Raw genomic sequence first — 26,916 nt, 5'->3', positions numbered from 1 at the left:
GCCTTCCTCAGCCCTCGAGGTGGTACTTCGTCACGCGCTCGACTTCCGCCGCCGAGCCCAGCACCACCGGCACGCGCTGGTGCAGCTTGGTCGGCTGCATTTCCATGATGCGCTCGCGCCCCGTCGTTGCTGCGCCGCCCGCCTGCTCGATGATCATCGCCATCGGATTGGCTTCGTACATCAGGCGCAGCTTGCCGCCCTTGTCACGGCACTTCTCGTCCAGCGGATACATGAAGATGCCGCCGCGCGTCAGGATGCGATGCACGTCCGCGACCATCGAGGCGACCCAGCGCATGTTGAAATCCTTGCCGCGCGGGCCGGACTTGCCCGCCTGCAGCTCGGCGATGTAACGCTGCACGGGCGGCTCCCAATAGCGCGCGTTCGACGCGTTGATCGCGAACTCCTGCGTCTCGTTCGGCACGGTCATGAAGGGATGCGTGTAGATGAAGCTGCCCATTTCGCGGTCCAGCGTGAAGCCATGCACGCCATCGCCGACAGTGAGGATCAGCTGCGTCGACGGACCGTACAGCGCATACCCGGCGGCGACCTGATCACGGCCTGGCTGCAGGAAATTCTGCTCCGTCGGCTCGCCGTCGCCCTCCGGATTGCGCAGCACCGAGAAGATCGTGCCGACCGAGATGTTCACGTCGATGTTCGACGAACCGTCGAGCGGATCGAACAACAGCAGGAAGCCGCCCTTCGGATAATCGAAGGGGATCTGATGCACCTCCTCCACCTCCTCCGACGCCATCGCCGCGAGGTGGCCGCCCCACTCGTTCGCCTGCAGCAAGATCTCGTTCGCGATCACGTCCAGCTTCTTCTGGGCCTCGCCCTGCACGTTGTCGGTGCCGGCCTCGCCCAGCACACCGGCCAGCGCGCCCTTCGACACATTGACGCTGATCGCCTTCACGGCGCGGGCGACGACCTCGATCAGCAGGCGCAGCTCGGGCGTGGTCCGGCCCGCGCGCTGCTGCTCGATCAGGAACTGGGTTAGCGTGACGCGTCGCATCAAATGACTCCTTGTGGATCCGGCCGGGCCGGATGCAGATAGTGGCGCAAGCTGAAAAAAGCGGATTATCCCGCGTACGGCGGCCGAACGCATCAAGATCCGCGCACCGGCCGCCCGGCGAAGGGGTTATGATCGCCATTCCGCGGGTTTTCCCGCGCAGCGGCGGCGACGGCCGGTCCGGCGACCGCAAGATCCGATCACTCACTATGCATGTTCTGGTTCTCGGCGCCGGCGTCACCGGCGTCACGACGGCCTGGTATCTCGCCAGGGCCGGATTCGAAGTCAGCGTCGTCGATCGCGAGCCCGAAGCGGCACTCGAAACCAGCCGCGCCAACGGCGGCCAGATCTCCATCAGCCACCCCGAACCCTGGGCCAATCCCGGCGCGCCGCTGACGGCACTGCGCTGGCTCGGCCGCGAGGACGCTCCGCTGCTGTTCCGTCCGCATGCCGACAGCGCCCAGTGGCGCTGGGCGTTCGCCTTCCTGCGCGAATGCCTGCCCGGGCGCACGCGGCGCAACACGGCGGCCATCGCCAACCTCGCCGTGCATAGCGGCCAGGAGCTGCGGGCGCTTCGCGCGGAAACCGGTCTCGCTTACGATCACCTCGAGCGCGGCATCCTGCACCTTTTCTTCACCCCGACGGAATTCACCCACGCCCGCGGGCGCGTTGCAGAACTCGCCACCTACGGCATCGACGCGCGCGCCTGCGAGGCAGACGAGTGTATCGGCGTCGAACCCGCACTTGCCGGCGTGCGCGGGCAGCTCGCCGGCGGGCTGTACGCCCCCGGAGACGAATCCGGCGACGCCTGCCGCTTCACCCAGGGCCTCGCGCGGCTCGCCGCCGAAGCGGGCGTGCGTTTCCACTACGACACCACGATCACCCGCCTGTCACGCACGCGCGGCAGCATCGACGCGGTCGAAGTGCGCGACGCGCAGGGCCGCGCGGGCGCGCTGACCGCGGACGCCTACGTGGTCTGCCTCGGCAGCTACGGCCGCGCCCTCGTCGCCCCGCTGGACGAGGACCTGCCGATCTACCCGGTCAAAGGCTACTCGATCACCGCGCCCGTTACCGATCCCGCGCGCGCCCCCAGCGTCAGCCTCACCGACGAATCGCGCCGCATCGTCTGCTCGCGCCTCGGCGACCGCCTGCGCGTGGCCGGCACGGCGGAGCTCAACGGCTTCGACACCCGCATCAACGCGGCACGCTGCCAGGCGATCCTCGACTGGGTCGAGGCGCGCTTTCCCGGCGCCGTCGACCTCGACCGGGCGGAGCGCTGGACGGGCCTGCGCCCCGCCACGCCCGGCAACATCCCCCTGATCGGGCGCAGCCGCATTTCCCGCCTCTGGTACAACACCGGCCACGGCACGCTGGGCTGGACCCTCGCCTGCGGTTCGGCGAGCGCACTCACCGACCTCATCTCCGGTCGCCGCCCCCCGGTCGAGCATTTCCCCTTCCTCGACGGCCGGCGCTGAGCCCGCCCGCCGTCACGGCGCGGCCATCCGGCCGCAACGAAGCCGTCATGCAGGTAGCCTAGATTGGGGGCCTGGCTCACCGGACCCGGCCCATGAACATCCTGATGATTTCGGACGTGTATTTCCCGCGCATCAACGGCGTGAGCACGTCGATCCAGACCTTCCGCCAAGCCCTCGCGGTGCACGGCGTGAGCAGCACCCTGATCGCCCCGGAATACCCCGGCGCGCCGCCCGACGACCCGGGACTCGACATCCTGCGCGTCCCGTCGCGCCACGTGCCGCTCGACCCCGAGGATCGCTGCATGCGCGCGGATACGATCCGCGCACTGGCCCCCCGCCTGCGCTCACGCAGCTACGATCTCGTGCACATCCACACCCCCTTCGTCGCCCACTACGCCGGGCGTGCGCTGGCACGCGAACTCGGTCTACCCTGCATGGCGACCTGTCACACCTTCTTCGAGGAATACCTCTTCCACTACGTGCGCTTCCTGCCGCGCGGCCTGTTGCGGGCAGCCGCCCGCCACGTCACGCGCAGCCAGTGCAACGACTTGGACGCGGTGATCGTGCCGTCCTCCGCGATGGACGAGGTTCTGCACGCCTACGGCGTCACACGGCCGCGCGAGATCCTGCCGACCGGGCTGCCCGCGACGCAGTTCGTCGGCGGCGACGGTGCGGCCTTCCGGCAGCGCCACGGCATCGCCCCCGAGCGTAGCGTGCTGCTGTACGTCGGGCGGGTCGCGCACGAAAAGAACATCGGCATGCTGATCGCGATGCTCGACGAACTGCGCCGGTCCCGTCCATCGGCGCTGCTGCTGATCACCGGGGAAGGCCCGGCGGTCGGGGCATTGCGCGCGGAAGTGCGGCGGCGACACCTCGAATGGCATGTGTGCTTTCTCGGCTATCTCCAGCGCGGCACCGAACTCCACGACTGCTATCGCGCCGCGGACCTGTTCGTGTTCGCTTCGCGCACGGAGACACAGGGGCTGGTGCTGCTCGAAGCGATGGCACTGGGTACGCCGGTGGTGGCCATCGCGGCGATGGGCACGCGCGACATCCTCGGCCCGCAGTGCGGCTGCCGCATCGCACCGGACGACGCGCAGGGCTTCGCAGCCCTGGTCGCCGAACTACTCAACGACCGGACCCGTCTGGAACATATGGGAAACGACGCGCGCGATTACGCGCGGCGCTGGAGCGCCGACGAGACGACGGCGCGGCTCGCGCGCCTGTACCGACGGTATGCGGAAACGGCAGCGCAGACCGGCGGATCGCCGGCTGCCCTGCCGTCCTGACGCTGCTTACTTGATGACCTTCAGGTGATTCCGGGCGGCGCTCCGACCCGCTGCGGACGGCGTGTCCGGCCCGTCGCCATCGCCCGCACCGGAACCGGGACCGGCGTCTACCGACACGTCTTCCTCGGGCTGCGGCTCACTGCCCGCCAGCTCCGGCTCGAACGCCATGCCGTGCCCGTTCTCGCGCGCATAGATCGCGAGCACGTTGGACACCGGCAGGGACAACGCATGCGCGACGCCGCCGAAGCGGGCCTGGAAGGTGATCAGGTCGTTGCCCATCACCAGATGGTTGGTCGCATCCAGCGCCAGGTTAAGCACGATCTGTCCGTCGCGCGCATAGCCGGGCGGGACGACCGTGCGCTCGTCGACGGCAACCGCGATGTAGGGCGTGAAGCCCTGGTCGAGGCACCAGTCGTAGATGGCGCGCACCAGGTAGGGTTTGGTCGATACCTTGCTCATGGATTGGATCCGTGCGGCCCCGACGCGCGGGGCCGCCTGCGCGTCAACGACGCATTACCTTTTCGGACGGCGTCAGGGCGTCGATGAAGCCCTGGCGACTGAAGATGCGCTCGGCGTACTTCATGAGGTTCGCGGCAGCCTTCGGCAGTTCGATGCCGTAGTGCTCGAGGCGCCACAGCAGCGGCGCGATCGCGACATCGAGCATCGAGAACTCGTCGCCGAGCATGAACTTCTGCTTGACGAAGATCGGCGCGAGCTGGACGAGCTGATCGCGAACGTGCGCGCGGCTCTTGTCGACCGTGCCCTTCTGGTTTTTCTCGAGCGCCTCGATGTGCGAAAACAGCTCGTGCTCGAAAGTGTGCAGCAGCTGTCGTGCGCGCGCGCGCATGATCGGGTCGGGCGGCATCAGCTGCGGATGCGGGAAGCGCTCGTCGATGTATTCGTTGATGATATTGGACTCGTACAGGACGAGGTCGCGATCCACCAGCACCGGCACCCGGTTGTACGGATTGATGACGGCGATATCTTCCGGTTTGTTGTAGAGATCGACGTCGATGACCTCGAAGTCCATCCCCTTCTCGAACAGCACGATCCGGCAGCGATGGCTGAACGGGTCGGTGGTGCCGGAATACAGGTTCATCATGGTGTTGCAGCTCCCGATACAAAAACAAAGCGCACCACGCGTGTGCCGCGTGGTGCGTCAGACTTCAAGGCGACGAATCAGTTCGCGCCGACGTTCAATGAACGTCCTTCCAGTAATTCTTCTTCAGCGCGAAAGTCAGTGCGAACAGGCCCGCCAGGAAGATGAGGACGACGACGCCGACCGACTTGCGCTTCTCGGCAACCGGCTCGCCCATCCACACGAGGAAGGAGACCAGGTCGGCGACGGTCTTGTCGTACTCCTGCGTCGACAGCTTGCCAGGCTTCGCGAGTTCCAGCTCGATCGACTTGACGCCGTCGTGCTCGCTGACCTTCGCGATCTGCTCGCCCTGCAGTTCCCACAGCACGTGCGGCATGCCGACGTTTTCGAAGACCTTGTTGTTCCAGCCCGTCGGGCGGTTCGGGTCGCGATAGAACTGGCGCAGGTAGGTGTACAGCCAGTCGGCACCGCTGCCGAACTCCGACGCGCGCTGGCGCGCGATCAGGGTCAGGTCGGGCGGGGTCGCGCCGAACCAGGCCTTCTGCTCCTTCGTGCTGGCCGAGATCTTCATCAGATCGCCGATACGCTCGCCCGTGAACATCAGGTTGTCGCGAATCTCCTGCTCGGTCAGGCCGATCTGCGTCAGCGTGTTGTAGCGGACGAAGCTCGCGCTGTGGCAGTTCATGCAGTAGTTGACGAAGGTCTTGGCGCCGGCCTGCAACGAGGCTTGGTCCGTGCTCACCGGGGCCTTGTCCAGATGCAGCGCGGCACCGGCGGCCAGCGCCAGCGTCGGCGCAAACAGCGCAGCAGCGGCCAGGCGCTTCAGGGTCTTGATTACGCTAATAGTCATTTGAAAGTCACCCTATCCGGTTCGGGTTTGCACTTGTCGAGTTTGCTGTACCACGGCATCGCCAGGAAGAAGGCGAAATAGATCACCGAGCAGATCTGCGCCACCAAGGTACGACCCGGGGTCGGCGGCAGAACGCCGAGGTAGCCGAGGATGAAGAAGGAGACGACGAAGACCGCGAGCACGCCCTTGAACAGGCCACCCTTGTAGCGGATCGACTTCACCGGGCTGCGGTCCAGCCACGGCAGGAAGGCGATGATGACCACGGCTGCGCCCATCGCGACCACGCCCCAGAACTTCGCGTCGATGCCGAACAGCGGATAGGTCACCGCACGCAGGACCGAGTAGAAGGGCGTGAAGTACCACACCGGAGCAATGTGCGGCGGGGTCTTCAGCGGATCGGCCGGGATGAAGTTGTTGTACTCGAGGAAGTAGCCGCCGCCTTCGGGCGCGAAGAACACGATCGCCGTGAAGAAGATCAGGAAGCCGACCACGCCGACGATGTCCTTCACCGTGTAGTACGGGTGGAAGGGAATACCGTCGAGCGGAATGCCGTTCGCGTCCTTCTTCTTCTTGATCTCGACGCCGTCGGGGTTGTTCGAGCCGACTTCGTGCAGCGCGACGATGTGCGCGAGCACCAGGCCGATCAGCACCAGCGGCACGGCGATGACGTGGAAGGAGAAGAAGCGGTTCAGCGTGGCGTCAGACACGACGAAGTCGCCGCGAATCACCAGCGACAGGTCGGGGCCGATCACCGGGATCGCGGAGAACAGGTTGACGATGACCTGCGCGCCCCAGAAGGACATCTGCCCCCACGGCAGCAGGTAGCCCATGAAGGCCTCGGCCATCAGCGCGAGGAAGATCAGGGTACCGAAGATCCAGATCAGCTCGCGCGGTTTGCGGTAGGAACCGTAGAGCAGCCCGCGGAACATGTGCAGGTACACGACGACGAAGAAGGCCGAGGCGCCGGTCGAGTGCAGGTAGCGGATCAGCCAGCCGCCCGGGACTTCGCGCATGATGTACTCGACGCTGGCGAACGCAACCGGGATGCCGGAGGTGTTGAGCGAGGCGTCGGGCTTGTAGTGCATGACCAGGAAGATGCCGGTCAGGATCTGGATCACCAGCACGAGCAGCGCCAGCGAGCCGAAGAAGTACCAGAAGTTGAAGTTCTTCGGCGCGTAGTACTCGGACAGGTGCTCCTTCCAGGTCGATGTCAGCGGAAACCGCTCGTCGACCCAGTTGAGCAGTTGTTGGGATTTCGTAGTCATCGCTTAGGCCTTTGAGTCGTCACCGATGAGGATCGTGGTATCGGAAAGGTACTTGTGCGGCGGCACCTCGAGGTTGTCAGGCGCCGGCATGCTCTTGTACACGCGGCCGGACAGGTCGAACTTCGAACCGTGACAGGGGCACAGGAAGCCGCCATGCCAGTCGTCGCCCACGCCGCTTTCGGCACCGACCTTGAACTTGTCGCTCGGCGAGCAACCGAGGTGGGTGCAGATGCCGACGGCGATGAGGTACTCGGGCTTGATCGAACGATGCTTGTTCTTGGCGTACTCGGGCTGCATCTCCTTGCCGGATTCCGGGTCGCTGACCGCGGCATCGGTCTTTTCGAGCGACGACAGCATTTCCGGGGTCCGGCGCAGGATCCACACGGGCTTGCCACGCCACTCCACCGTCATCATCTCGCCCGGTGCCAGCTTGCCGATGTCCGCCTCGACCGGCGCACCTGCAGCCTTGGCACGCTCGGACGGCGTCAGGCTGGCAACGAACGGCACAGCCGTCGCAACCGCAGCCACGCCACCGGCGGCCGACGTCGCGACAAGCAGTTGCCGGCGGCCACTGTCCATCTTCTGATCCACGCTCATGACCTCATCCCTGAAAAGAAACCCGTTTCCGGATACAAAAAAACTGCGGAATTTTAGCAAAAAGCCTGATACATAAAAAGAGGGCATGCCGAAGCCATGCCAATGGCATCAGCCTCGAGCACACGCCTGCTCGGCCGGGCGGAATGGGCGAAAGGCGGATGCTGCAACGCAGCTTCCGCAGTGCAACAGTGCCCCTGACTACAGCGCGCGCCGCTCGACCAGGGCCTGCGCGATCGTGCCCGTATCGGTGTGCTCGAGCTCGCCGCCGACAGGCACGCCGCGCGACAAGCGGCTGACCCTGACGCCGCGGGCGGCAAGCAGTTCGGCGATGACGTGGGCGGTGGCTTCGCCTTCGTTGGTGAAATTGGTTGCGAGGATGACTTCCTTCACTGCACCGTCCGAGGCGCGTGCGAGGAGCTTGTCGAGCCGCAGTTCGCGCGGGCCGATGCCGTCGAGCGGCGACAGGCGCCCCATGAGGACGTAGTAAAGGCCGTTGTAGAGCTGGGTCTGCTCCATCATCGCGAGGTCTGCCGGCATCTCGACGACGCACAGCAGCGAGTGGTCGCGCTGCGGATTCGCGCAGCGCTGGCAGACGTCGGTCTCGCAGAACGTGTTGCAGCGCTCGCAATGACGCAGCACTTCGAGCGCGTGCGCGAGCGCCCGCGCGAGCCGGCCGGCGCCGCGCTGGTCGCGCTGCAGCAGGTGGTAGGCCATGCGCTGCGCCGACTTCGGGCCGACGCTGGGCAGCGCGCGCAGGGCTTCGATCAGTTCGTCGAGACTCGAGGGTGAGCTCATCAGAACGGGAGCTTCATCCCGGGCGGCAGATTGAGGCCGGACGTGAAGCCCGCCATCTTCTCCTGCGTGGTCGCCTCGGCGCGGCGCACCGCGTCGTTCATCGCGGCGGCGACGAGATCCTCCAGCATTTCCTTGTCGTCCATGACCGAGGGGTCGATCGTGACGCGACGAACGTCATGCTTGCAGGTCATGAGGATCTTCACCATGCCGGCCCCGGCCTGACCCTCGACTTCGACGAGGGCGAGCTGGTCCTGCATCTTCTTCATGTTTTCCTGCATCTGCTGGGCCTGTTTCATCAGGCCGGCGATTCCGCCTTTCATCATGGTGCGATTCTCCGCAATTGGGGATTCAAAGAGGTTTCACCGACGCTTCCACGAGGGTTGCGTCGAATCGTTCGATCAGTTCGCGCACGAAAGGATCGCTTTCCAGGGCCGCGACCGCCTCGGCATGGCGCACGCGGCGATCGGCCTCGTCGCGCTGCGCGGGTGTCTCGCCCTCGATCGCGCCGACGGCGGCACGCAGCTTGAGCGGCGCCCCGTAAAGGGATGCGAGCTGATCCTGGATGCGCTCGACCACTCCCGGGTTCATGTCGAGGAGATGGCGGTGGGCGTTCGACAGCCGCAGCTCGATCACGCCGTCGGCGAAGCCGAGCCACTCGCAGTGCTGGGCGAACTCGCGCACGAGGCCGCCGAGACCGAGGCGGCGGATGAGGCCGTGCCAGTTGCCCGCGGCGAAGTCCGCCGCTGCGTCGTCATCGCCGCCGGGCGCAGGCGCAACCGCCGCAATCGGAGGAGCCGGCGACGCAAGAGGCGCCTCGGGGGCGGGAGCAGCCGGCGCTGCCTGCTCGGGCAGCACCACCGGCGCAGGGCGCACGGCGGCTGGGGGCTGCGCATCCTCGCGCGGCGATTCGGACCGGACGGTGGCCGGTTCTGAGCTCTGTCCGACGAAGGCTTCCGGCGGGAGATCCTCCCACGGCGGCACCGAGTTGGCAGGCTCCGGACGGGTTTCGGCCGGGGCGCTTGCCGGGGCCGGCGCGGTGCGTTGTACGCGCTCGGCAGCCGGAACCGGGGCCGGCGGCGTGGGCGTAGACACTGCCGACGGTGCGGGGGTGAGGGGCGCGGCCGGGGCCGCGGCAGCCGCCTGGACGGGCGGCGCGCCAGCGTTCGCAGGGGCGGGGCGCGGCATTGCTGCGGGCCGCGGGGCCGCTGGCGGCAGGCTGCGGGCGACGCCCCCTCCTCCGCCTTCGGCCGCTGGGCTGCCGAGGGCTGGCGGCTGGTCGGGGCGGAACGCGTGCAGACGCAGCAGCGTCATCGTGAAGCCGGCGTAGTCGTCGGGCGCGAGCGGCAGCTCGTCGCGGCCGTGGATCGCGATCTGGTACGCGAGCTGCAGGAATTCGGCGTCGAAGGCCTCGGTATGGGGCAGCACGCGCTGGCGCTCGGCCTCGTCGGCGATCGCGGCGGGCGCGAACTGCGCAAGGGCGACCCGATGCAGCAGGGATGCGAGAGCCTGCAGCGCGGCGTCGAACGACAGGCTGCGTGCCTCCATGCGGTCGGCGACGCCGAGCAGCGCCGTGACGTCGCCAGCGGCGAGCGCGTCGAGCACGGCGTACAGGTGGTCGTCGCCGACCGTGCCGAGCATGTGGGTGACCTGTTCTTCCTCGACCTTGCCCGAGCCGTGCGCGATCGCCTGGTCGAGCAGCGACAGGGCGTCGCGCATCGAGCCGTTGGCGGCCTTGGCGAGGTGGCGCAGCGCCGGCACCTCGAAGGGGATGACCTCGGCCTCGAGGATGCGCGACAGATGCTCGATGATGTGGCCCTGCGGCATCTGCTTGAGATTGAACTGCAGGCAACGCGACAGCACGGTGACCGGGATCTTCTGCGGGTCGGTGGTCGCGAGGATGAATTTCACATGCTCGGGCGGCTCTTCGAGGGTCTTCAGCATCGCGTTGAACGCATGCCCGGTGAGCATGTGCACTTCGTCGATCATGTAGACCTTGTAGCGGCCCTGCACCGGCGCGTATACGGCCTGGTCGAGCAGCGCGGCCATGTCCTCGACGCCGCGGTTCGACGCCGCGTCCATCTCGACGTAGTCGGGGAAGCGGTCGGCGTCGATCGCCTGGCAGGCGGCGCACTGGTTGCAGGGCTCGGCCGTGACGCCGGTCTCGCAGTTCAGCGCCTTGGCGAGGATGCGCGAGATCGTCGTCTTGCCGACGCCGCGCGTGCCGGTGAACAGCCAGGCGTGATGCAGCCGGCCGGTCGCGAGCGCATGGCTGAGCGCGCGGACGACATGTTCCTGGCCGACCAGCGTCGCAAAGGATTTGGGCCGCCACTTGCGTGCGAGAACTTGATAGCTCATGGCGCCGGATTCTAGCAGAGCGCCGGCGACGAACCCGGAGCGATTCGCTGAACGTGCTTCGACGTCAGGGCTGCCCGAGCTGCAGGTAGTAGCGCACGTCGCCGACTTCGGGCGAGTAGCTCGCGCCGACGTAGATCGGACCGATGGCGGTATCGGCGCCGAGGAAGAGCGAGTAGGCGCGATGCCGGCCGGGATCGGGCGTGAGCGAGGTGCCGTAGTTGCGCAGTTCGGCCCATTCGGCGGTCGCGCCGGCGTACACGCCGCGGCCGAGCGTGTCGGGCAGGCGCGTGATCTGGCGGTAGTAGGCGGCGCTCACGAGCGCCACCTGGTCGGCGGCGAGTTCGCCGTAGCGGTAGCCGGACAGGCGGAAGGGGCCGCCCAGCAGGGTGCGGCCGACTTCGGGCAGGTCGCGGTCGGGGCTACCGGCGAGCAGCGCGCGCATGCGCCACACGTTGGGGCCGAAGGAGGTCGCGGCGTCGCCGTCGAGCTCGGTGAAGAAGTAGCGCTGGTCGGCGCCGAAGGTCGGCGAGTGCAGCTCCGCGCGCAGCCGGGCGGCGTAGCCGCGGCGCGGGAAGAAGGGACTGTCGAGGCGGTCGATGGTGGCGGTGCCATGCACCCAGCCGTCCTCGATGAGGCGTTCGGGGTAGAGCTCCGGACCGGCGGTGACTTCCGAACTACGTCGCCCGCGCCGCCAGCCGGCACGCAGTTCGCCCCACATGCCGACTTCGTAGCCGGCATCGAGGCCGATCAGACCGCCCTTCTCCTTGTTCTCTGACAGCTTGCGCCCATCGACGAAGACCGGCAGCACGCGGTTGAAGAGCTCGACGGACGGCGCGACGAACCAGCCGCTGTCGAGGTCGAGCGGCTGGAACAGCTCGCTGCGGATGCGGTTCGTCGTGCCGAGCTGCAGGTCGGTGTCCCAGCGCCCGCCGCGGGTGTTGAGCCAGCGGCGCGAGAAGCCGGCGTAGAGGCCGACCTGGGAGCCGCCTTCGAAGTCGGCCGCGAGGCCACCGCCGAAGCGCAGCAGGTTGGGCCCCGACGCCTTTTCGTCGGCATCGAGCTGCACCGTGGCGCGCGGCCCGTCGTGCAATACGCTGTAGCGCAGGCGGTCGAAGTCGCCGCGCTCGTAGATGCGGGCGATGTCCCGCTCGAGCTTCTGGGGGTCGAGCGCTTCGCCGGTCTTCTGCGTGAGCGTGGCGCCGAAGAGGCGTTCGGGCACGAACTTGAGGCCTTCGACCTTGATGTCGGCGACGACGGGGGCGCGCTTGTGCCAGCGGAACTGGCGCAGCGTCTGCCACTTCGCGTAGCTGTCCTCGTCGACGCTGAAGCGCGCGAGCGAGGCGGACTGGCGCAGCGCGGCCTCGGTGCCGTAGGGAATGGTCTCGAGCACGCGTTCGAAGTCGCGCGAGGTGATGCCGGGCAACTCGACCTGGATCAGGGCGTCGTCCGGGCCCAGGCGCGCGAGCTGCTGGCGCACGTTCTGTTCGAGGGCGAGGTTGATCGCCTGCAGCGCGATGTCGGTCGCGGAACGCAGGCGCTCGCGCGCATGCGGCGGCGTGCCGAGGTTCACCGCGATGACGCGCCCGCCGCACAGCTCGCGGCCGATGTCGACCGGGAGGTTCATGACGAGGCCGCCGTCGACGAGCAGGCGCTGGTCATTCTCGATCGGCAGGAACACGCCGGGCACGGCCATGCTCGCGCGCATCGCGCGCCACAGCGGGCCCTTGTCGAGCAGCACGAGTTCGCCGGTCTCGAGGTCGGTGGCGACGGCGCGGTACGGCAGCGCGAGGCTGTCGAAGGTGTCGAGCACTTCGGCGTCGCCGGCGAGCCGCGTGAGGAAGCGGTCCATCGCCTGGCCCGAGATCGCACTCTGCGGCAGCAGCAGCGCGCCGTCACCGTAGCCCAGCGTGATCGCGGAACGGTTGCGCGCGGCGTCCTGCTTGTCGCGGAAGGGCTGGTCCTCGCGCGGCACGCTGCTGGAGAACATGTTCACCCAGTCGACGGCGTGGATCTCGCGCACCATGTCGCCCAGCTCCATCCCCGCCGCGTAGGCGCCGCCGACGATTGCGCCCATCGAGGTGCCGACGATGCAGTCGACGGGGATGCGCATGTCCTCGAGCACCTTCAGCACGCCGACGTGGGCGATGCCGCGCGCGCCGCCGCCCGACAGCACGAGGGCGACGCCCTGTGGCGGCGGCCCGGATGTTTCGGCGCCCACGGGCACGGCGGCGAGGCCGGCCAGGCACAGCAGGGAAAGGACGAAGGGACGCAGGTTCAAGCGCGTGCTCGGTAAGTGCTCAGTGAGGGGACGAACCGAAGATAGCGCAAGAGCGCGGGACGTGCGTAACGGAAGTCGCGCAAGGAGGCACAAAATGAAACGGGCGCCCCGTTTCCGGAGCGCCCGTTCGCGAATCAGGGTGGCGAGCCCGACCCCCGGCACTTGCAGGGGACGGCTGTGGCTGCTGCCTTCCGGCCCTGACCAGGTTCACCGCGCTGCAATGCGGGGAGACCCGCCACGGGGCGCATTGTAGCAGCTATTGCTGCTACTGCACCTTCCCCACGGTGCAATGCGCGTTAGATCAGCCCTTGAGCTCGGGGAAGTCTTCCTCGAAGAACTCCAGCGCGCCGCGCACGGAGCCGTCCTTGCCCTCCTCGCTCTTGCGCAGCTCGACGCGGCGGATCTTGCCGGAGATGGTCTTCGGCAGGTCCGAGAATTCGAGGCGGCGGATGCGCTTGTACGGGGCGAGCTTGTCGCGCGTGAAGGCGAAGATGTCCTTCGCGAGTTCCTTCGACGGCTCGAAGCCGGCGGCGAGGATCACATAGGCCTTGGGCACGGCCAGACGCACCGGATCGGGACTCGGGACGACGGCGGCTTCGGCGACCGCGGGATGCTCGATCAGCACCGATTCGAGCTCGAACGGGCTGATGCGGTAGTCGGACGCCTTGAACACGTCGTCGGCGCGGCCGACGTAGGTGATGTAGCCTTCCTCGTCGATGTTCGCGACGTCGCCGGTGCGGTAGTGGCCGTCACGCATGGCTTCGGCGGTCTTGGCTTCGTCGCCGGCGTAGCCGAGCATCAGGCCCATCGGGCGTTTGGCGAGCACCAGGCTGATCTCGCCTTCATCGGTGGGCTTGCTGTCGGCGTCGAGCAGCGCGATGGTGTAGCCGGGCAGCGGGCGCCCCATCGAGCCAGGCTTGAGCTTCTGGCCGGGCGTGTTGCCGATCTGCGCGGTGGTTTCGGTCTGGCCGAAACCGTCGCGGATCGTGATGCCCCAGGCCTTCTTCACCTGGTCGATGACTTCGGGGTTGAGCGGCTCGCCGGCGCCGATGAGTTCGCGCAGCTGGGTCTTCACCGAGGCGAGATCCTGCTGGATCAGCATGCGCCACACGGTCGGGGGCGCGCACATCGTGGTGATCTCGAACTTCACCAGCACATCGAGCAGCGCCTTGGCGTTGAAGCGGTTGTAGTTGTACAGGAACACGCAGGCACCGGCGTTCCACGGCGCGAAGAAACAGCTCCAGGCGTGCTTGGCCCAGCCCGGCGAGCTGATGTTCATGTGGCGGTCGTTGGGCTGCAGGCCGATCCAGTACATCGTCGACAGGTGGCCGACCGGGTAGGACTGGTGGCTGTGCTGGACGAGCTTGGGCTTGGAGGTGGTGCCGGAGGTGAAGTACAGCAGCAGCGGGTCGGTGACCAGGGTGACGCCCGACGGGGTGAACTCGGGCGATGCGGCGTAGGCGTCCTCGAAGGACAGCCAGCCGGCGGTCGCGCCGCCGACGCTGACGCGCGTGTAGGCGCCGGCGAGGTCGACGAACTTGTCGGTGTGGGCCTTGCCGATGACGACGTGCTTGACCTGGCCGCGCTCGAGGCGATCGAGCAGGTCGTCCGGGGTCAGCAGCGTGGTCGCGGGGATGACGACGGCGCCGAGCTTGATCGCGGCAAGCATGGTTTCCCACAGCGGCACTTCGTTGCCGAGCATGATCAGGATGCGGTCGCCGCGGGCGACGCCCTGCTCGCGCAGCCAGTTGGCGACGCGGTTCGAGCGCGCCGACATCTCGGCGAAGGAGAGCTTCGCTTCGCGGCCGTCTTCCTCGACGATCCACAGCGCGGGCTTCTCGTTGCCCTTGGCCATCGTGTCGAAGTAGTCGAGCGCCCAGTTGAATTCGGTGAGCTGCGGCCACTGGAAGCCGGCGTACGCGGTGGCGTAGTCGGTGCGGTTGGCCAGCAGGAAGTCGCGTGCTTTCAGAAACTCGGCAACTGCAGTCATTTCCTCTCCTTTCCCAGAAGCGGCGCGGTGGATGTACCTCCGCCACGCCCGATGTACGCCCGCTTGCAGCAGGCCCCGACGGTGCAGCCGGGGTATTGTGCCGCAGGCGACTTTGATTGAGTTTCGACGCCCTGTCGGACGCCGGGCGGTATTTTGACGTTGACGTCAACGTCACGCAACCATGCTGCACTGCGGCACTGCCCAAATTGGCCATCACTCCTCGAACCGGCCGAACAGCCTGCCTGCAGCACCGCTGCCCGACGGCCCGTACGAGCGGGCGCCGACAAGGGCTGATCGCGTCCCGGCATTGTGTGTAACAACAATTGTCCGGGGTGGAGGCGAAGGGTAGACTGCGCCGCTTTTTCGCTTGGGGAACAAGATGTTGGAACGCTTCTTCCAGCTCTCCGCGCATGGCACCGACGTCAGGACGGAGTTGCTGGCCGGCCTGACGACCTTCCTCACGATGGCCTACATCATCTTCGTGAATCCGGAGATCCTGGCCGCGGCGGGAATGCCCAGGGAATCGGTCTTCGTCGCGACCTGCATCGCCGCCGCGCTGGGCTCGGCGATCATGGGCCTGTATGCGAACTATCCGATCGCGCTGGCGCCGGGCATGGGGCTCAACGCCTACTTCGCGTTCGCGGTCGTCAAGGGCATGGGCTTCACGTGGCAGGCGGCGCTCGGCGCAGTGTTCATCTCCGGGTGTCTGTTCGTCATCGTGAGCCTGTTCCGGCTGCGCGAGGCGATCGTGAATTCGATTCCGCGCTCGATGAAGTTCGCGATCTCGGCGGGCGTCGGACTGTTCCTCGCGATCATCGGCCTCAAGAACGCGGGCATCATCGCCGGCCATCCGGCCACGCTGCTGACGCTGGGCGACCTGCATCAGCCGGGGCCGCTGCTGGCGGTGCTGGGCTTCGTCCTGATCGTCGCGCTGGAGCAGCGGCGCATCCACGGCGGCATCATCATCGGCATCCTCGCGATCACGGTGATCGCGATCGCGCTGGGCCTCACGCCGTTCAACGGCATCGTCGCGGCGCCGCCGTCGATCGCGCCGACCTTCCTGCAGATGGACATCGCCGGGGCGCTCAACGCGGGTCTGCTGACGGTGATCCTGACCTTCTTCCTCGTTGAGTTGTTCGACGCCTCGGGCACGCTGATCGGCGTCGCCCACCGCGCGGGGCTGCTCGACGCCGACGGCAAGCTGCCGCGCCTGAGGAACGCGCTGCTCGCGGACTCGACGGCGATCGTGGCCGGCGCTGCGCTGGGCACCTCGTCGACGACGGCCTACATCGAGTCGGCGGCGGGCACTTCGGTCGGCGGACGCACGGGGCTCACGGCCGTCACCGTCGCGGTGCTGTTCCTTGCCGCGCTGGTGCTCGCGCCGCTCGCCGGCACCGTGCCGGCCTTCGCGACCGCGCCGGCGCTGTGCTACGTCGCGGTGCTGATGATCCGCGGTCTGGCCGAGATCGACTGGGACGACCTCACCGAGGCGACGCCCGCCGTGGTCACCGCGATCACGATGCCCTTCACGTTCTCGATCGCGCACGGCATCGCCTTCGGTTTCGTGTCCTATGCTGCACTCAAGGTCCTCGCGGGCCGCAGCCGGGATCTTTCGCCGATGGTGGTCGGCATCGCCATCGTGTTCGTCCTCAAGTTCGCCTTCCTGTGATGACCCTACAGCTCGACACCACCTTCCTGAAGAACGCGATCCGCACCGTGCCGGACTGGCCGCAGCCGGGGGTGATGTTCCGCGACATCACGCCCTTGCTGCAGGACCCGAAGGCCTTCCGATTGCTGGTCGATGTGTTCGTGCTGCGCTATATGGACCGCGCGATCGATGTCGTTGCGGGGATCGATGCGCGCGGCTTCATCCTCGGCAGCGTGGTCGCGCACCAGCTCAACGTGGGCTTCGTGCCCGTGCGCAAGAAAGGGAAGCTGCCCTTCACGACGATCGCCGAGGACTACGAGCTCGAATACGGCAACGCCACCGTCGAGATGCACACGGACGCCGCGCGCAAGGGCGACCGCGTGCTGCTGATCGACGACCTGATCGCGACCGGCGGCACGATGATGGCGGCCTCGCGCCTGCTCGCGCGCCTCGGAGCCGAGGTCGTCGAGGCCGCGGCGATCGTCGATCTGCCCGAACTCGGTGGCTCGAAGCTGCTGCGCGAGGCCGGGCTCGAAATCTTTACCGTTTGCGATTTTTCCGGACACTGAAACTCATGAGCGTCGATCTCAACGAAATCAAACAGGCGATGGCCGAGGCGGATTGCCTGGCTTCGCCCGCCGAAGTTAGCGCCGCGCTCGATCGCATGGCCGCCGCGATCACCGCACGGCTCACCGACAGCAACCCGGTGTGCTACTGCGTGATGAACGGCGGACTGGTGATCGCCGGGCGCCTGCTGTCGCGGCTCAACTTCCCGCTGGAGGTCGCCTATCTGCATGCGACGCGCTACGGCCACGCGCTGAACGGGCGGACGATGCTCGACTGGCGCGTGCGCCCGACGCAGGACCTGAAGGGCCGCACGGTGCTGGTCATCGACGACATCCTCGACGAGGGCCACACGCTGGATGCGATCGTCGCGCACTGCTGCGAGGAGGGCGCGGCCGAGGTGCTCACCGCAGTGCTCGTCGACAAGCAGCACGAGCGCAAGGCAAGGCCGGGGATGAAGCCGGATTTTTACGGCCTGGACATCGCCGACCGCTTCCTCTTCGGCTGCGGCATGGACTACAAGGGCTACTGGCGCAACGCGGCCGGGATCTATGCGCTGAAGGGCGCCTGAGGGGTGCCCGGGGCCTACGCGCCCCGGGACTTCTTCCGCAACATGTAGAACAGGTTGGGCTCGCTGACGATGTAGATGTTGCCGGCCGTGTCCATCGCGACGCCTTCGGGCGAGGGCGCGTCGTGCGCGAGACCCGAGCGCCTGCCCGCAAGCGGCCGCGAGCTGACGAAGCGGCCGTCGGCGTCGAGCTCGACGAGCTCCTTCGACTCCTCGCTCAGCAGCACGAGGTGCCCCGTCTTCGGGTCGAAGCAGACGTCGGCGAGGTCACCTGTCGACACGTCCCGGTCGATCCAGTCGGTGTGATCTTGCAGGGCCAGTTGCAGCGGGCCTCCGAGCGAGGCGGCGACGCCGTCCACCTCGAAGAGCTGGCGGGGGTCGCGCTCCTTGGTAATGAAGACGCGGTCGCCGGCCGCGTCGTAGGCGAGCCCCTCGAAGCCCTTGTTGCCACGATGCATGTTCAGGCCGAGGGTGAGGAAGGGCGATCCTTTCGCGGCTATCGCCCCCGATTGTGCCGGGATGTCGACGAAGTCGAGGCGCTGCAGGGTTTCGTTGGTGATCGCGACGCGCCCGTTGCCCATGTAGGCGATGCCTTCGGGATCGTCGAAGCCTTCCAGGCGGTAGCGGTCGAGCACTTCGCCATTGCGGCTCAGCGCGACGACCTCGGCCGGTCCGTCGTTGCCGATCGCGAGCAGGCGGTCGCGATCGAAGTCGTAGGTGATACCGGACAGCTCTTTCGCACCGGGGATCGGTTTCGCGTCGATGACGACTTCGTAGTCCTGCAGCGAGATCGCCGGAGTGGCCGCGTGCTGCCCGACCGCGGCATGCGAGCTGATCTTCTGTCCCCAGTGCAGCTTGTGGTTCGCAACGCCTACGACCGCAAGCGCCGTGATCAGCGCGAGGCCATACAGGCGCCTGCGGGTGTAACGTGCAGCACGGGCGGTTCCGGGCATCCTGGTCTCCTGGTCCTTGTTGTTCTGATTCAGAGCGGCGACTGCCATTCGAAGCGGAATTCGCGCAGGTCGACGTCGCTGCGGCACTGACCGTTGTCTGCGTCGGCACCGACGACGTACCACTCCGCGCGCGAGGTGCCGCCGACCCTGCGTGCCTTGTCCGGAGCGAAGCAGCGTGCGAGTTCGCGCGCCGGCACCAGCGCATGGGCGTCCGGGTGGGTACTCAGCCAGCGGGCGGCCTCGTCGATGCCAGCCCCCGACTGGAAGCCGAAATGCACGATGGGCTGGCGCGCGAAGAGCCAGTGTCCCTCGCGCCACTCGATGAGGAGGAGGTCCCCGCCGCCGGTCAGCTCCGCCGCCGTCCGCATCACCTCCTGGTGCGGGTTCGGACCTTCCTTGAGCGGCTCGACGAAGCCGGCGACGAACCACGCGACGAACCAGCTCGCGGCGATCCAGCGGAAAATGCGCAGCGCGCGCGGACGGCCACCGAACCAGCGTCGCAGCAGCCACGGCACGAGCGGCGCGACCGTCAGCACCATGCCGAACAGGGCGGGGAAGATGTACAGCTTGCGCTTGCCGGTGCTCAGGGAGAAGAACAACACGATCAGCAGCGCCCAGCCGAGCAGCACGAGCACGCGGCCGTCGCGCCGGGCGAGCTGCCGCCGCCACGCCGGCACCAGCCACGGCAGCGCGAGGACGAGCGGCAGCCAGACTTCCGGGATCACGTTCGCGACGAAATACCACGCCGGCTCGCGATGCATCCACGCATTCGTGTAGCGCTCCGCGGTCTGCCGCAGCGTCACGTCGCGCACGTAGGCGAGGCTTTCCGCATCGCCCTGCAGCAGCACCGTGGCCGCGAGCGGCACCGCCCACACGGCGACCGCCGCGAGCATCGCGGCCAGGCCCAGCGCCCAGCGCCACGGTTCGCGCGGCACGGGACTCACGCCGTGCCAGTCCTTGCGCACGGCCCACGCATAGGGCAGCAGCATGAACAGCGGCAGGAAGCCGATGACCTTGGTGATGACGCCGAAGCCCATCGCGGCGCAGGCGACGTAGAACCAGCCCCAGGCCGGCCCGGCCATCAGGTGGCGCACGAGGCCGTACATGCCGAGCGCGATCCACAGGCACAGCAGCCCGTCGAGCTGGCCCGCGCGCAGCACGTTGTAGGTCTGGAAGCAGGCGAGGAAGAGCAGCGCGGCGATGACGCCGGTGCGACGGTTCCACAGGCGCCGTCCGAGGTCGTACAGGCAGCCGGTGGCCACCGCACCGGCGATCAGGGCCGGCAGGAACAGGGCGACTCGCGGCGAGCCGGTGACGCGGACGAGGAACGCGACGACCCACATGAAGAGCGGCGGCTTGTCCGGGTAGATCTGCCCGGCCCGGTGCGGAATGATCCACGAGCCGTTCTGCAGCATCTCCAGTGCGACGCCGAGGAAGCGCTCCTCATCGACGTTGGACGGTTCGCGCAGGCCGATGCCGGCGCCAATGAGCAGCAGCGCCAGCAGCATGAGCGCGATGAACTCGAAGCGCGGATGATCGAAGGCGAAGTCCCGGCGCAACCGGATAAAGGGCGGCCGTAGGACCGAAACACTGGTGTCGTCGCGCATGCCTCACTCGAACTCGGTCGCGGTCGTCGATGTGCATGGGGTCATGCAGGAGCAGACCTGCGGACCCTGCGTGTCGATCGACCATGAACATCGGGGTCGCCTCGGGACGGCACCGGTCCGACCACAGGCAAAGCGTGACTCTAGCGAGCGGGATATCAAGAAATCGTGAAATCCGCGTCATGCGGGCATCCGCGCCGCGGGGGGGCAGGATGCAGGGGCCGGGGCTGCGCCCTTTATAGCGCCGGTCCGACGAAGCGGGACACCTCGCATCGTCGGACCGGGAACAAGGCGCCCCGCTCAGGCGGCGCTGCGCCCGGCGGCGACCATGCGCTTGATCTCCGGGACGCAGGAGCCGCAGCTGGTGCCGCACTTGAGCTTCGCCTGCAGGCCGTCGAAGCCCGCGCCTCCACCGATCGCCGCGGCGATGTCGCTCTCCGACACGTTGAGACAGTTGCACACGATGCGTCCGCGGCTCTTCGCGGCGGCCGGCGGGCTCGCGAGCGGCGCGAGGATCCAGCGCCGCAGCTCCGCGGTCGGCTGGCGCTCGACCAGCACGTCGCGCAGCCAGCCGGCGGCGGCGGTCTCTCCGGTCAGCCGCAGGCCGACCAGCAGGCCGTCCTCGATGCGCGCGCGCTTGGTGATGCCGCGGCGCGCGTCGCTGTACGTCAGGCAGTGGTCGTCGTCGAGGCCCAGCAGCGCATCCAGCTCGGCTAGCCACGCCGAGGGGATCGGCTGGTCGTGGGCGATGCGCAGCACCACCGCCGGATGGTCGCGACCGGCGAGCGCGAGCGACGCGTAGGCGAAGCGTTCGAGCCAGGGCGCGAGCAGCGCGGCACGTTCGAGCGTGATGCCCGCGGGATCGCCACTGTCACCCTGGCCCTCGGTGGGCTCGCCCCGCTTTGTGTCACCCTCGCCACGCATGATCAGCGCTTGGTAGGGCAGATCGGCCTTCTCGATCTGCACGGTGGCGTGCTTGAGTTCCGGTTGCTTCGAGTACGGGTCGAACTCGCGCAGCGTCAGCACGTTGACGCCTGCCGAATTCAGCGCGTTGGCGCCCCAGTGCATCGCGATGAAGGCCTGACCGGAGCGGATCTCGCCGGACGCGGCGGCGCGCAGCACGATCTCGCCGCGGCGGCTCCTCACGCGCACCAGCTCGCCGTCCTGAATGCCGCGCAGGTGCATGTCGTCGGCGTTGAGCTCGATGCGCGCCTCGTCGACGTGGTTGTACAGGCGCGCGACCTTGCCGGTGCGGCTCATGCCGTGCCACTGGTCGCGCAGCCGCCCCGTGGTGAGGCGCAGCGGATAGCGCGCGTCGGCACGTTCGGCGGTGAGCTTCGCCGTCGGCACGACGAAGCGCGCACGGCCGTCGGCGGTCGGGAAGCGGCCATCGGCATAGAGCCGCGCGCGGCCTTCCGTCGCGCCTGCGGGGAAGGGCCACTGCTGCGGGCCTTGGGTGTCGAGCAACGCATACGACAGGCCGGTGATGTCCAGGTCGCGGCCACGCGTGCTTTCGGCGTGTTCGACGAAGATCGCCTCCGGCCCGGCATAGCCGAACAGGCGCTCGGCCTCGGGCTTGCCAATCAGCGGGCCCAGCTTGCGCGCGAAGTCACACACGATCGCCCAGTCGGCGCGCGTCTCGCCCGGCGCAGAAATCGCGCGATTCACGTGGGTAATGCGGCGCTCGGAGTTGGTCACCGTGCCTTCCTTCTCACCCCAGGTCGCGGCCGGCAGCAGCAGGTCGGCGAAGGGGGCGGTCTCGGTGTTGCCGTAGGCTTCCTGCAGCACGACGAACTCGCAGCGCGCCAGCGCCTCGCGCACACGTTCGAGCTCGGGCAGTGACTGTGCCGGGTTGGTACACGCAACCCACACCGCCTTGATGCGCCCCTCGTGCATCGCGTCGAACAATTCGACCGCGGTGAGGCCGGGCTTCTCCGGCACACTCTCGACGCCCCACAGGCGCGCGACTTCGGCGCGGTGTGCGGGGTTCGCGAGGTCGCGGTGCGCCGACAGCAGGTTCGCGAGCCCGCCGACCTCGCGCCCACCCATCGCGTTGGGTTGGCCGGTCATCGAGAACGGCCCGCAACCGGGTTTGCCGATCTTGCCGGTGGCGAGCGAGAGCGCAATCAGCGCCGCGCCGTTGTGCGTGCCGTGCGTGGACTGGTTGAGGCCCTGGCACCACAGCGACATCGCGCGCGGCGACTCGCCCCACCAGCGGGCGGCGGTGCGGATGTCGTCCGCCTTCACACCACATACCTCCGCCGCGACCGCCGGCGTGATCTCGCGCACATGCTCGCGCAGCGCGTCGAAGCCTTCGGTATGCTCGCGCACGAAGGCGTTGTCGATGAGCCCTTCCCACAGCAGCACGTTGAGCATCGCGTTGAACAGCCAGATGTCGGTGCCCGGCAGGATAGGCAGGTGCAGGTCGGCGGTCGCCGCAGTGTCGGTGCGGCGCGGATCGACGACGATGATCTTCATCTCGGGGCGCGCGGCCTTCGCGTCCTCGATGCGGCGAAACGCGATCGGGTGTGCGTAGGACGGGTTGCCGCCGGCGATCAGCAGACAGTCCGTTTCCGCGAAATCCTCGTAGGAACAGGGCGGCGCGTCGGCACCGAGCGTCTGTTTGTAGGCCGCGACCGCGCTCGACATGCACAGGCGCGAGTTCGTATCGACGTTATTCGAGCCGATCAGGCCCTTCATCAGCTTGTTGAAGACGTAGTAGTCCTCGGTCAGCAGCTGGCCGGAGATATAGAACGCGACCGCATCCGGGCCGTGCTCCTTGATCACGTCGGCGAAGCGCTGCGCCGCGGTGCCGAGCGCCTCGTCCCAGCCTACGCGGCGACGCGCCTCGCCCTTAGTGCCGCGCAGTTCGGGATAAAGCAGACGGGTTTCGTGCCGCGCGGTGAAATGCAGCGTCGCGCCCTTCGTGCACAGGCGGCCGAAGTTCGCCGGATGCTCGGGGTCGCCACGCACGCCGGTGATGCGCGCGCCGTCGTGTTCGATGAGGACGCCGCAGCCGACGCCACAATACGGACAGGTGGCCTTCGTTTCCATCTTGATCTCCGGGGTCGTCATGGTTTCGTTCTCAGTGCCGGCTCAGCAGGAATAGCAGGATCAGGTTCAGCAGCAACGACGCACCCGCGAGCAGCTTCAGCGCGAAGGCCGGGTTGCGTTCGGCCAGCGGCGCGCGCCGATGGGTCGCGAGCGGGCGATGCGCACCGCGCTCCAACGCCAGCAGGAATTCCTCGGCGGTCTCGAACCGCTCCTTCGGCTCACGCGCACACGCCTTCAGCAAGACGGTTTCGAGCCATTCCGGCGTATCGGGCCGGTAGCGCGTCGGATGTACGGTCTCGCCGAAACGCGGCCGCTGGAAGGGTTCGACCTCGCCATAGGGGTATTTGTGCGTCAGCAACTCGTACAGCGTGACGCCGCAGGCGTAGAGATCCGAGGATTCGTTCGCCTGCTGTCCGGCGAAGAGTTCCGGCGCCATGTAGGACGGCGTGCCGGGGTTGTTGATCTCGCGCAGATCCTCGCCGTCAGAGGCGGCGACACCGAGGTCGAGCAGGCGCAGCTCGCCCTTGCGATCGACGTGCACGTTGTCGGGCTTGATGTCGCGATGCACGATGCCCAGCCGGTGCAGCGCCGCGACCGCACGCAGCAACGCGCTGCCGATCGCGACCAGTTCGTGCGCCGCGTAGCGGTGGCCGCGCGCGAGGCTCGCCTTCAGCGTCTCGCCCTCGTGCCAGCTCATCAGGTAATACAGATGATCGCGCTGCGGATGCTCGCACACGCGCGGAAAACCGTGGCCCGGCACCCGGCGCGCGAGCCACTCCTCGCGCACCAGCGCCGCCATCGCCTCCTCGTCGCCCTCCTCCAGGCGCAGCGTCTTGAGCACCAGCGCGGCACCGTCCGCCACGCGCGTGACGCGGTACAGCAAGGTCACACGCGACTCGTGCAACAGCTCCTCGACACGCAGGCCGTCGAGCGTCTCGCCGACCTTCAGCCGCGGCGGCAGCGGCAGGCGGCGCCCGCTCGCGAGGCGGTCGCGCAGGTTGTCGGCGGGCACCGCGTCGACGTGGGCCACCAGCGCCGTGCAGTTGTCGGTCGCGCCACGACGCAGCGCTTCCAGCACGAGCGCGTCGGCGGCCCCCTGCGGGTCGTCCCCGCGCGCCAGCAGCTCGCCCATGCCATCGTCGCCCAGCGTGTTCCACACGCCGTCGCTCACGAGCAGGAAGCGGTCGCCGACCGCCAGCTCGCCGTCGTCGAAATCCACCAGCAGCTGCGCATCGAGCCCCACGGCGCGACGCAGCACGTTGTCGAGTTCGGGGTGTTCCCAGGTGTGGTCTTCGGTCAGGCGGCGCAACACGCCGTCGTGCCACAGGTAGGCGCGTGAGTCGCCGACATGCGCGACGTAGTAGCGCCGCCCGCGCAGCACCACCGCGGTGAGCGTCGTCGCCATGCCCGCGTAATCGCGCGACTTGGCCGACTGCGCGAGCAGCCAGCGGTTGATCGCGCCGACCACGGTATCGATCGATTTCTCGACGCTCCAGGTGTCGGGCGTCGCGTAGTAGTCCGCGAGCAGCCCGCGCACGGTGTATTCGGCCGCCTCGCGCCCGTTGGCGTGGCCGCCGACCCCGTCGGCGACGGCGAGCATCAGGCCCTTGGCTTCGAGTTCCGCGCCCTCGGGCGTCGCTGCGCCGACGAAGTCCTCGTTGCGCGGACGCAGGCCTTGTTGGGTGGCGTGACCGAGGCGGACGGAGAGCGGCACGGCCTTGCCCGGCCGGCGCGCGCCCGCGGGCGCCGGCAGCGGCGTCGCGGACGGAACATCCAGGGTAGTGGCCTTGTTCATGCTGGGGCTCTCCGTTCGGGCCTCGAATTTACGCCTCAGATGCGCGCCTCAGATGCGCGCCGAAGTCAGGTGCGCCGCGCCCCAGGTCGTGCGCCAGCGGGTCTTCACCGACGTGAGCCCGACCAGCGCAGCGAGTGCCAACCCGGCAAAGATCATGAAGCCCAGCTGATAGCTGCCGGTGACCTGCTTCGCGTAGCCGAGCGAGGACGCGAGGTAGAAGCCGCCGACGCCACCCGCCATGCCCACGAGGCCCGTCATCACGCCGATCTCCTTGCGGAAGCGCTGCGGCACGAGCTGGAACACCGCGCCGTTGCCCATGCCCAGCGCGAGCATCGCCAGCACGAACACGGCCAGCGCCATCCACGCCTCCGGCAGTCCGATACCGACGATCGCGAGGAAGATTGCCGCGAACACATACATCACCGACAGGCTCTTGATGCCGCCGACGCGGTCGGCGACGCGACCGCCGATCGGGCGTACCAGCGAGCCGGCGAACACGCAGGCCGCGGTGAAGTAACCGGCCATCTTCGCGTCGAGCCCATACTGGGTATTGAAGTAGATCGTCAGCGAGGACGCCAGCCCGACGAAGCCGCCGAAGGTCACCGAGTAGAAGAACATGAACCACCACGCGTCCTTGTCCTTCAGCACCTTGAAGTACTCGGCGAGCGGCTTGGCCGGCGGGCACTCGGGCGCATCCTTGGCGACGACCAGGTAGAACACGAACACCAGCGCGAGCGGGATCAGTGCGAGGCCGAACACGTTGGTCCAGCCGAAGGCCGCCGCCAGCCCCGGTGCGAACAGCGCGGCAAGCGCGGTGCCCGAGTTGCCGGCGCCGGCGATGCCCAGCGCGGTGCCTTGGTGCTCCGGCGGATACCAGCGCGACGCCAGCGGCAGAGCGACCGCGAAGGCGGCCCCGGCGAAGCCGAGGAACACGCCCAGGAGCAGCGTCTGCTCGTAGCTGTGGATGCCGAACTGCCACGCAACGAAGAGCGCGCAGATCACGATGACCTGGCCGATGGCACCAGCCATCTTGGGCTTCAGGTGGTCGACCAGCACGCCCATGAAGATGCGCAGGATCGCGCCGGCGAGCACCGGCACCGCCACCATCAGGCCCTTCTGCGCGTGGTCGAGCCCCAGGTCCGTGGCGATCTGCACGCCCAGCGGCCCGAGGATGACCCACACCATGAAGGCGAGGTCGAAGTACAGGAAGGAGGCCAGCAGCGTCGGGGGGTGTCCGGCCTTGAGGAAGGATTGCTTGTCCATTTACAACTCCAGAATGCGAATGCGGCGACCGTAGGGCGGAAAAGCGAAGCGCCTTCCGCCGAATGGCAGCTTCAGGCTCCTCCATGCGGCGGATAACGCCTTCGGCTCATCCGCCCTACGTTTCATCAAACCTTCAGCAGCACTCGGCCGCCCTCGACTTTCACTGCGAAGGACTTGGTGCAGCCGACGTCCGGGGCGACCGCCTCGCCGGACTCGAGCTGGATCTTCCAGCCGTGCAGCGGGCAGGTCACCTGGCGCCCATGCACGATGCCCTGCGACAGCGGTCCCTGCTTATGCGGGCACTTGTCGTGCACCGCGAAGACCTCGTCTTCGGCGTTGCGGAAGATCGCGATGTCGCCGCTCGCCGACTTCACGACGCGCGAACCCAGGACCGGGATGTCCTCGACCGCGCAGATCAGTTTCCAGCCCGCTTCCAGGCTCGACTCGATGGTGCTCATGAATTCAATC

Annotated in this window: 22 protein-coding genes and 1 other RNA gene; 5 read left to right on the top strand and 18 right to left on the bottom strand. The window is 67.9% G+C overall.

Annotated features, from left to right (window positions below; translation table 11 throughout):
* Positions 1-7: 7 nt before the first annotated feature.
* The gene (locus AzCIB_RS03790; protein WP_050414659.1) at positions 8-1,009 is read right to left on the bottom strand and encodes a class 1 fructose-bisphosphatase; all 1,002 of its coding nucleotides are present in this window, start codon (positions 1,007-1,009) and stop codon (positions 8-10) included.
* Positions 1,010-1,215: 206 nt separating this feature from the next.
* Between AzCIB_RS03790 and AzCIB_RS03785 the strand changes: the two genes are divergently transcribed.
* Both AzCIB_RS03785 and AzCIB_RS03780 read left to right on the top strand, forming a co-directional pair.
* Entirely contained in the window at positions 1,216-2,481 is a 1,266-nt protein-coding gene (locus AzCIB_RS03785; RefSeq protein ID WP_050418204.1) for a D-amino acid dehydrogenase, read from the top strand.
* Positions 2,482-2,573: 92 nt separating this feature from the next.
* Entirely contained in the window at positions 2,574-3,770 is a 1,197-nt protein-coding gene (locus tag AzCIB_RS03780; protein WP_050414658.1) for a glycosyltransferase, read from the top strand.
* A gap of 6 nt (positions 3,771-3,776) precedes the next feature.
* On the opposite strand, the gene AzCIB_RS03775 is transcribed toward AzCIB_RS03780, so the two are convergent.
* The 11 genes from AzCIB_RS03775 to AzCIB_RS03730 form a co-directional block, all read right to left on the bottom strand.
* Entirely contained in the window at positions 3,777-4,229 is a 453-nt protein-coding gene (locus tag AzCIB_RS03775; RefSeq protein ID WP_050414657.1) for a ClpXP protease specificity-enhancing factor, read from the bottom strand.
* A gap of 43 nt (positions 4,230-4,272) precedes the next feature.
* The gene (locus tag AzCIB_RS03770; protein WP_050414656.1) at positions 4,273-4,872 is read right to left on the bottom strand and encodes a glutathione S-transferase N-terminal domain-containing protein; all 600 of its coding nucleotides are present in this window, start codon (positions 4,870-4,872) and stop codon (positions 4,273-4,275) included.
* A 94-nt stretch (positions 4,873-4,966) separates the two neighbouring features.
* Positions 4,967-5,719, bottom strand: a complete 753-nt coding sequence (locus AzCIB_RS03765) for a cytochrome c1 (RefSeq protein ID WP_050414655.1) — start codon at positions 5,717-5,719, stop codon at positions 4,967-4,969.
* Positions 5,716-6,984, bottom strand: coding sequence for a cytochrome b (locus tag AzCIB_RS03760; protein ID WP_050414654.1), 1,269 nt, complete (start codon positions 6,982-6,984; stop codon positions 5,716-5,718). Before AzCIB_RS03760 ends, AzCIB_RS03765 begins: the two co-directional genes overlap by 4 nt.
* Before the next feature lie 3 nt (positions 6,985-6,987).
* A complete protein-coding gene (gene petA / locus AzCIB_RS03755; RefSeq protein ID WP_050414653.1) occupies positions 6,988-7,581 on the bottom strand; it encodes a ubiquinol-cytochrome c reductase iron-sulfur subunit in 594 nt (197 codons plus the stop codon).
* Positions 7,582-7,779: 198 nt separating this feature from the next.
* On the bottom strand, positions 7,780-8,376 hold the full coding sequence (recR, locus tag AzCIB_RS03750) for a recombination mediator RecR (RefSeq protein ID WP_050414652.1): 597 nt from the start codon (positions 8,374-8,376) through the stop codon (positions 7,780-7,782).
* Complete coding sequence (locus AzCIB_RS03745) at positions 8,376-8,699, bottom strand: YbaB/EbfC family nucleoid-associated protein (protein ID WP_050414651.1); 324 nt, start codon at positions 8,697-8,699, stop codon at positions 8,376-8,378. The genes recR and AzCIB_RS03745 overlap by 1 nt, the downstream gene beginning before the upstream one ends.
* 25 nt (positions 8,700-8,724) lie before the next feature.
* A complete protein-coding gene (dnaX, locus tag AzCIB_RS03740; protein ID WP_050414650.1) occupies positions 8,725-10,731 on the bottom strand; it encodes a DNA polymerase III subunit gamma/tau in 2,007 nt (668 codons plus the stop codon).
* A 64-nt stretch (positions 10,732-10,795) separates the two neighbouring features.
* Entirely contained in the window at positions 10,796-13,009 is a 2,214-nt protein-coding gene (locus tag AzCIB_RS03735; RefSeq protein WP_050414649.1) for a patatin-like phospholipase family protein, read from the bottom strand.
* A gap of 138 nt (positions 13,010-13,147) precedes the next feature.
* Positions 13,148-13,246: signal recognition particle sRNA small type (gene ffs, locus AzCIB_RS23625), an RNA gene on the bottom strand.
* 64 nt (positions 13,247-13,310) lie between these two features.
* The gene (locus AzCIB_RS03730; protein ID WP_050414648.1) at positions 13,311-14,999 is read right to left on the bottom strand and encodes an AMP-binding protein; all 1,689 of its coding nucleotides are present in this window, start codon (positions 14,997-14,999) and stop codon (positions 13,311-13,313) included.
* Positions 15,000-15,378: 379 nt separating this feature from the next.
* Between AzCIB_RS03730 and AzCIB_RS03725 the strand changes: the two genes are divergently transcribed.
* From AzCIB_RS03725 to AzCIB_RS03715, 3 genes are read left to right on the top strand one after another with little or no spacing between them, the layout of a single operon-like run.
* Complete coding sequence (locus AzCIB_RS03725; RefSeq protein ID WP_050418203.1) at positions 15,379-16,668, top strand: NCS2 family permease; 1,290 nt, start codon at positions 15,379-15,381, stop codon at positions 16,666-16,668.
* Positions 16,668-17,216, top strand: coding sequence for an adenine phosphoribosyltransferase (locus tag AzCIB_RS03720; protein WP_050418202.1), 549 nt, complete (start codon positions 16,668-16,670; stop codon positions 17,214-17,216). Before AzCIB_RS03725 ends, AzCIB_RS03720 begins: the two co-directional genes overlap by 1 nt.
* A 5-nt stretch (positions 17,217-17,221) precedes the next feature.
* Entirely contained in the window at positions 17,222-17,782 is a 561-nt protein-coding gene (locus AzCIB_RS03715) for a hypoxanthine-guanine phosphoribosyltransferase (protein ID WP_050414647.1), read from the top strand.
* Between the two features lie 14 nt (positions 17,783-17,796).
* Here AzCIB_RS03715 and AzCIB_RS03710 read toward each other — a convergent pair whose 3' ends face one another.
* The 6 genes from AzCIB_RS03710 to nirD form a co-directional block, all read right to left on the bottom strand.
* Complete coding sequence (locus AzCIB_RS03710) at positions 17,797-18,732, bottom strand: SdiA-regulated domain-containing protein (RefSeq protein ID WP_050418201.1); 936 nt, start codon at positions 18,730-18,732, stop codon at positions 17,797-17,799.
* A 29-nt stretch (positions 18,733-18,761) separates the two neighbouring features.
* Positions 18,762-20,339, bottom strand: a complete 1,578-nt coding sequence (locus tag AzCIB_RS03705; protein WP_232299348.1) for an ArnT family glycosyltransferase — start codon at positions 20,337-20,339, stop codon at positions 18,762-18,764.
* Between the two features lie 297 nt (positions 20,340-20,636).
* Positions 20,637-23,390, bottom strand: a complete 2,754-nt coding sequence (locus AzCIB_RS03700) for a nitrate reductase (protein WP_050418199.1) — start codon at positions 23,388-23,390, stop codon at positions 20,637-20,639.
* A 31-nt stretch (positions 23,391-23,421) separates the two neighbouring features.
* Positions 23,422-25,185: a bifunctional protein-serine/threonine kinase/phosphatase gene (locus AzCIB_RS03695; protein WP_232299347.1), complete on the bottom strand. Its 1,764-nt coding sequence runs from the start codon at positions 25,183-25,185 to the stop codon at positions 23,422-23,424.
* A gap of 48 nt (positions 25,186-25,233) precedes the next feature.
* Entirely contained in the window at positions 25,234-26,448 is a 1,215-nt protein-coding gene (locus tag AzCIB_RS03690) for a nitrate/nitrite transporter (protein WP_050414646.1), read from the bottom strand.
* 125 nt (positions 26,449-26,573) lie between these two features.
* Positions 26,574-26,906 carry a nitrite reductase small subunit NirD gene (gene nirD / locus AzCIB_RS03685; RefSeq protein ID WP_050418197.1) on the bottom strand — a complete coding sequence of 111 codons (333 nt, stop codon included), beginning with the start codon at positions 26,904-26,906 and terminating at the stop codon, positions 26,574-26,576.
* Positions 26,907-26,916: the final 10 nt, after the last annotated feature.

Source organism: Azoarcus sp. CIB (assembly GCF_001190925.1).
In the GTDB taxonomy this organism is placed as follows: Bacteria; Pseudomonadota; Gammaproteobacteria; order Burkholderiales; family Rhodocyclaceae; genus Aromatoleum.
Note: the sequence above shows the minus strand (reverse complement) of the source record. Positions and strands in the feature narration are given on the sequence as shown.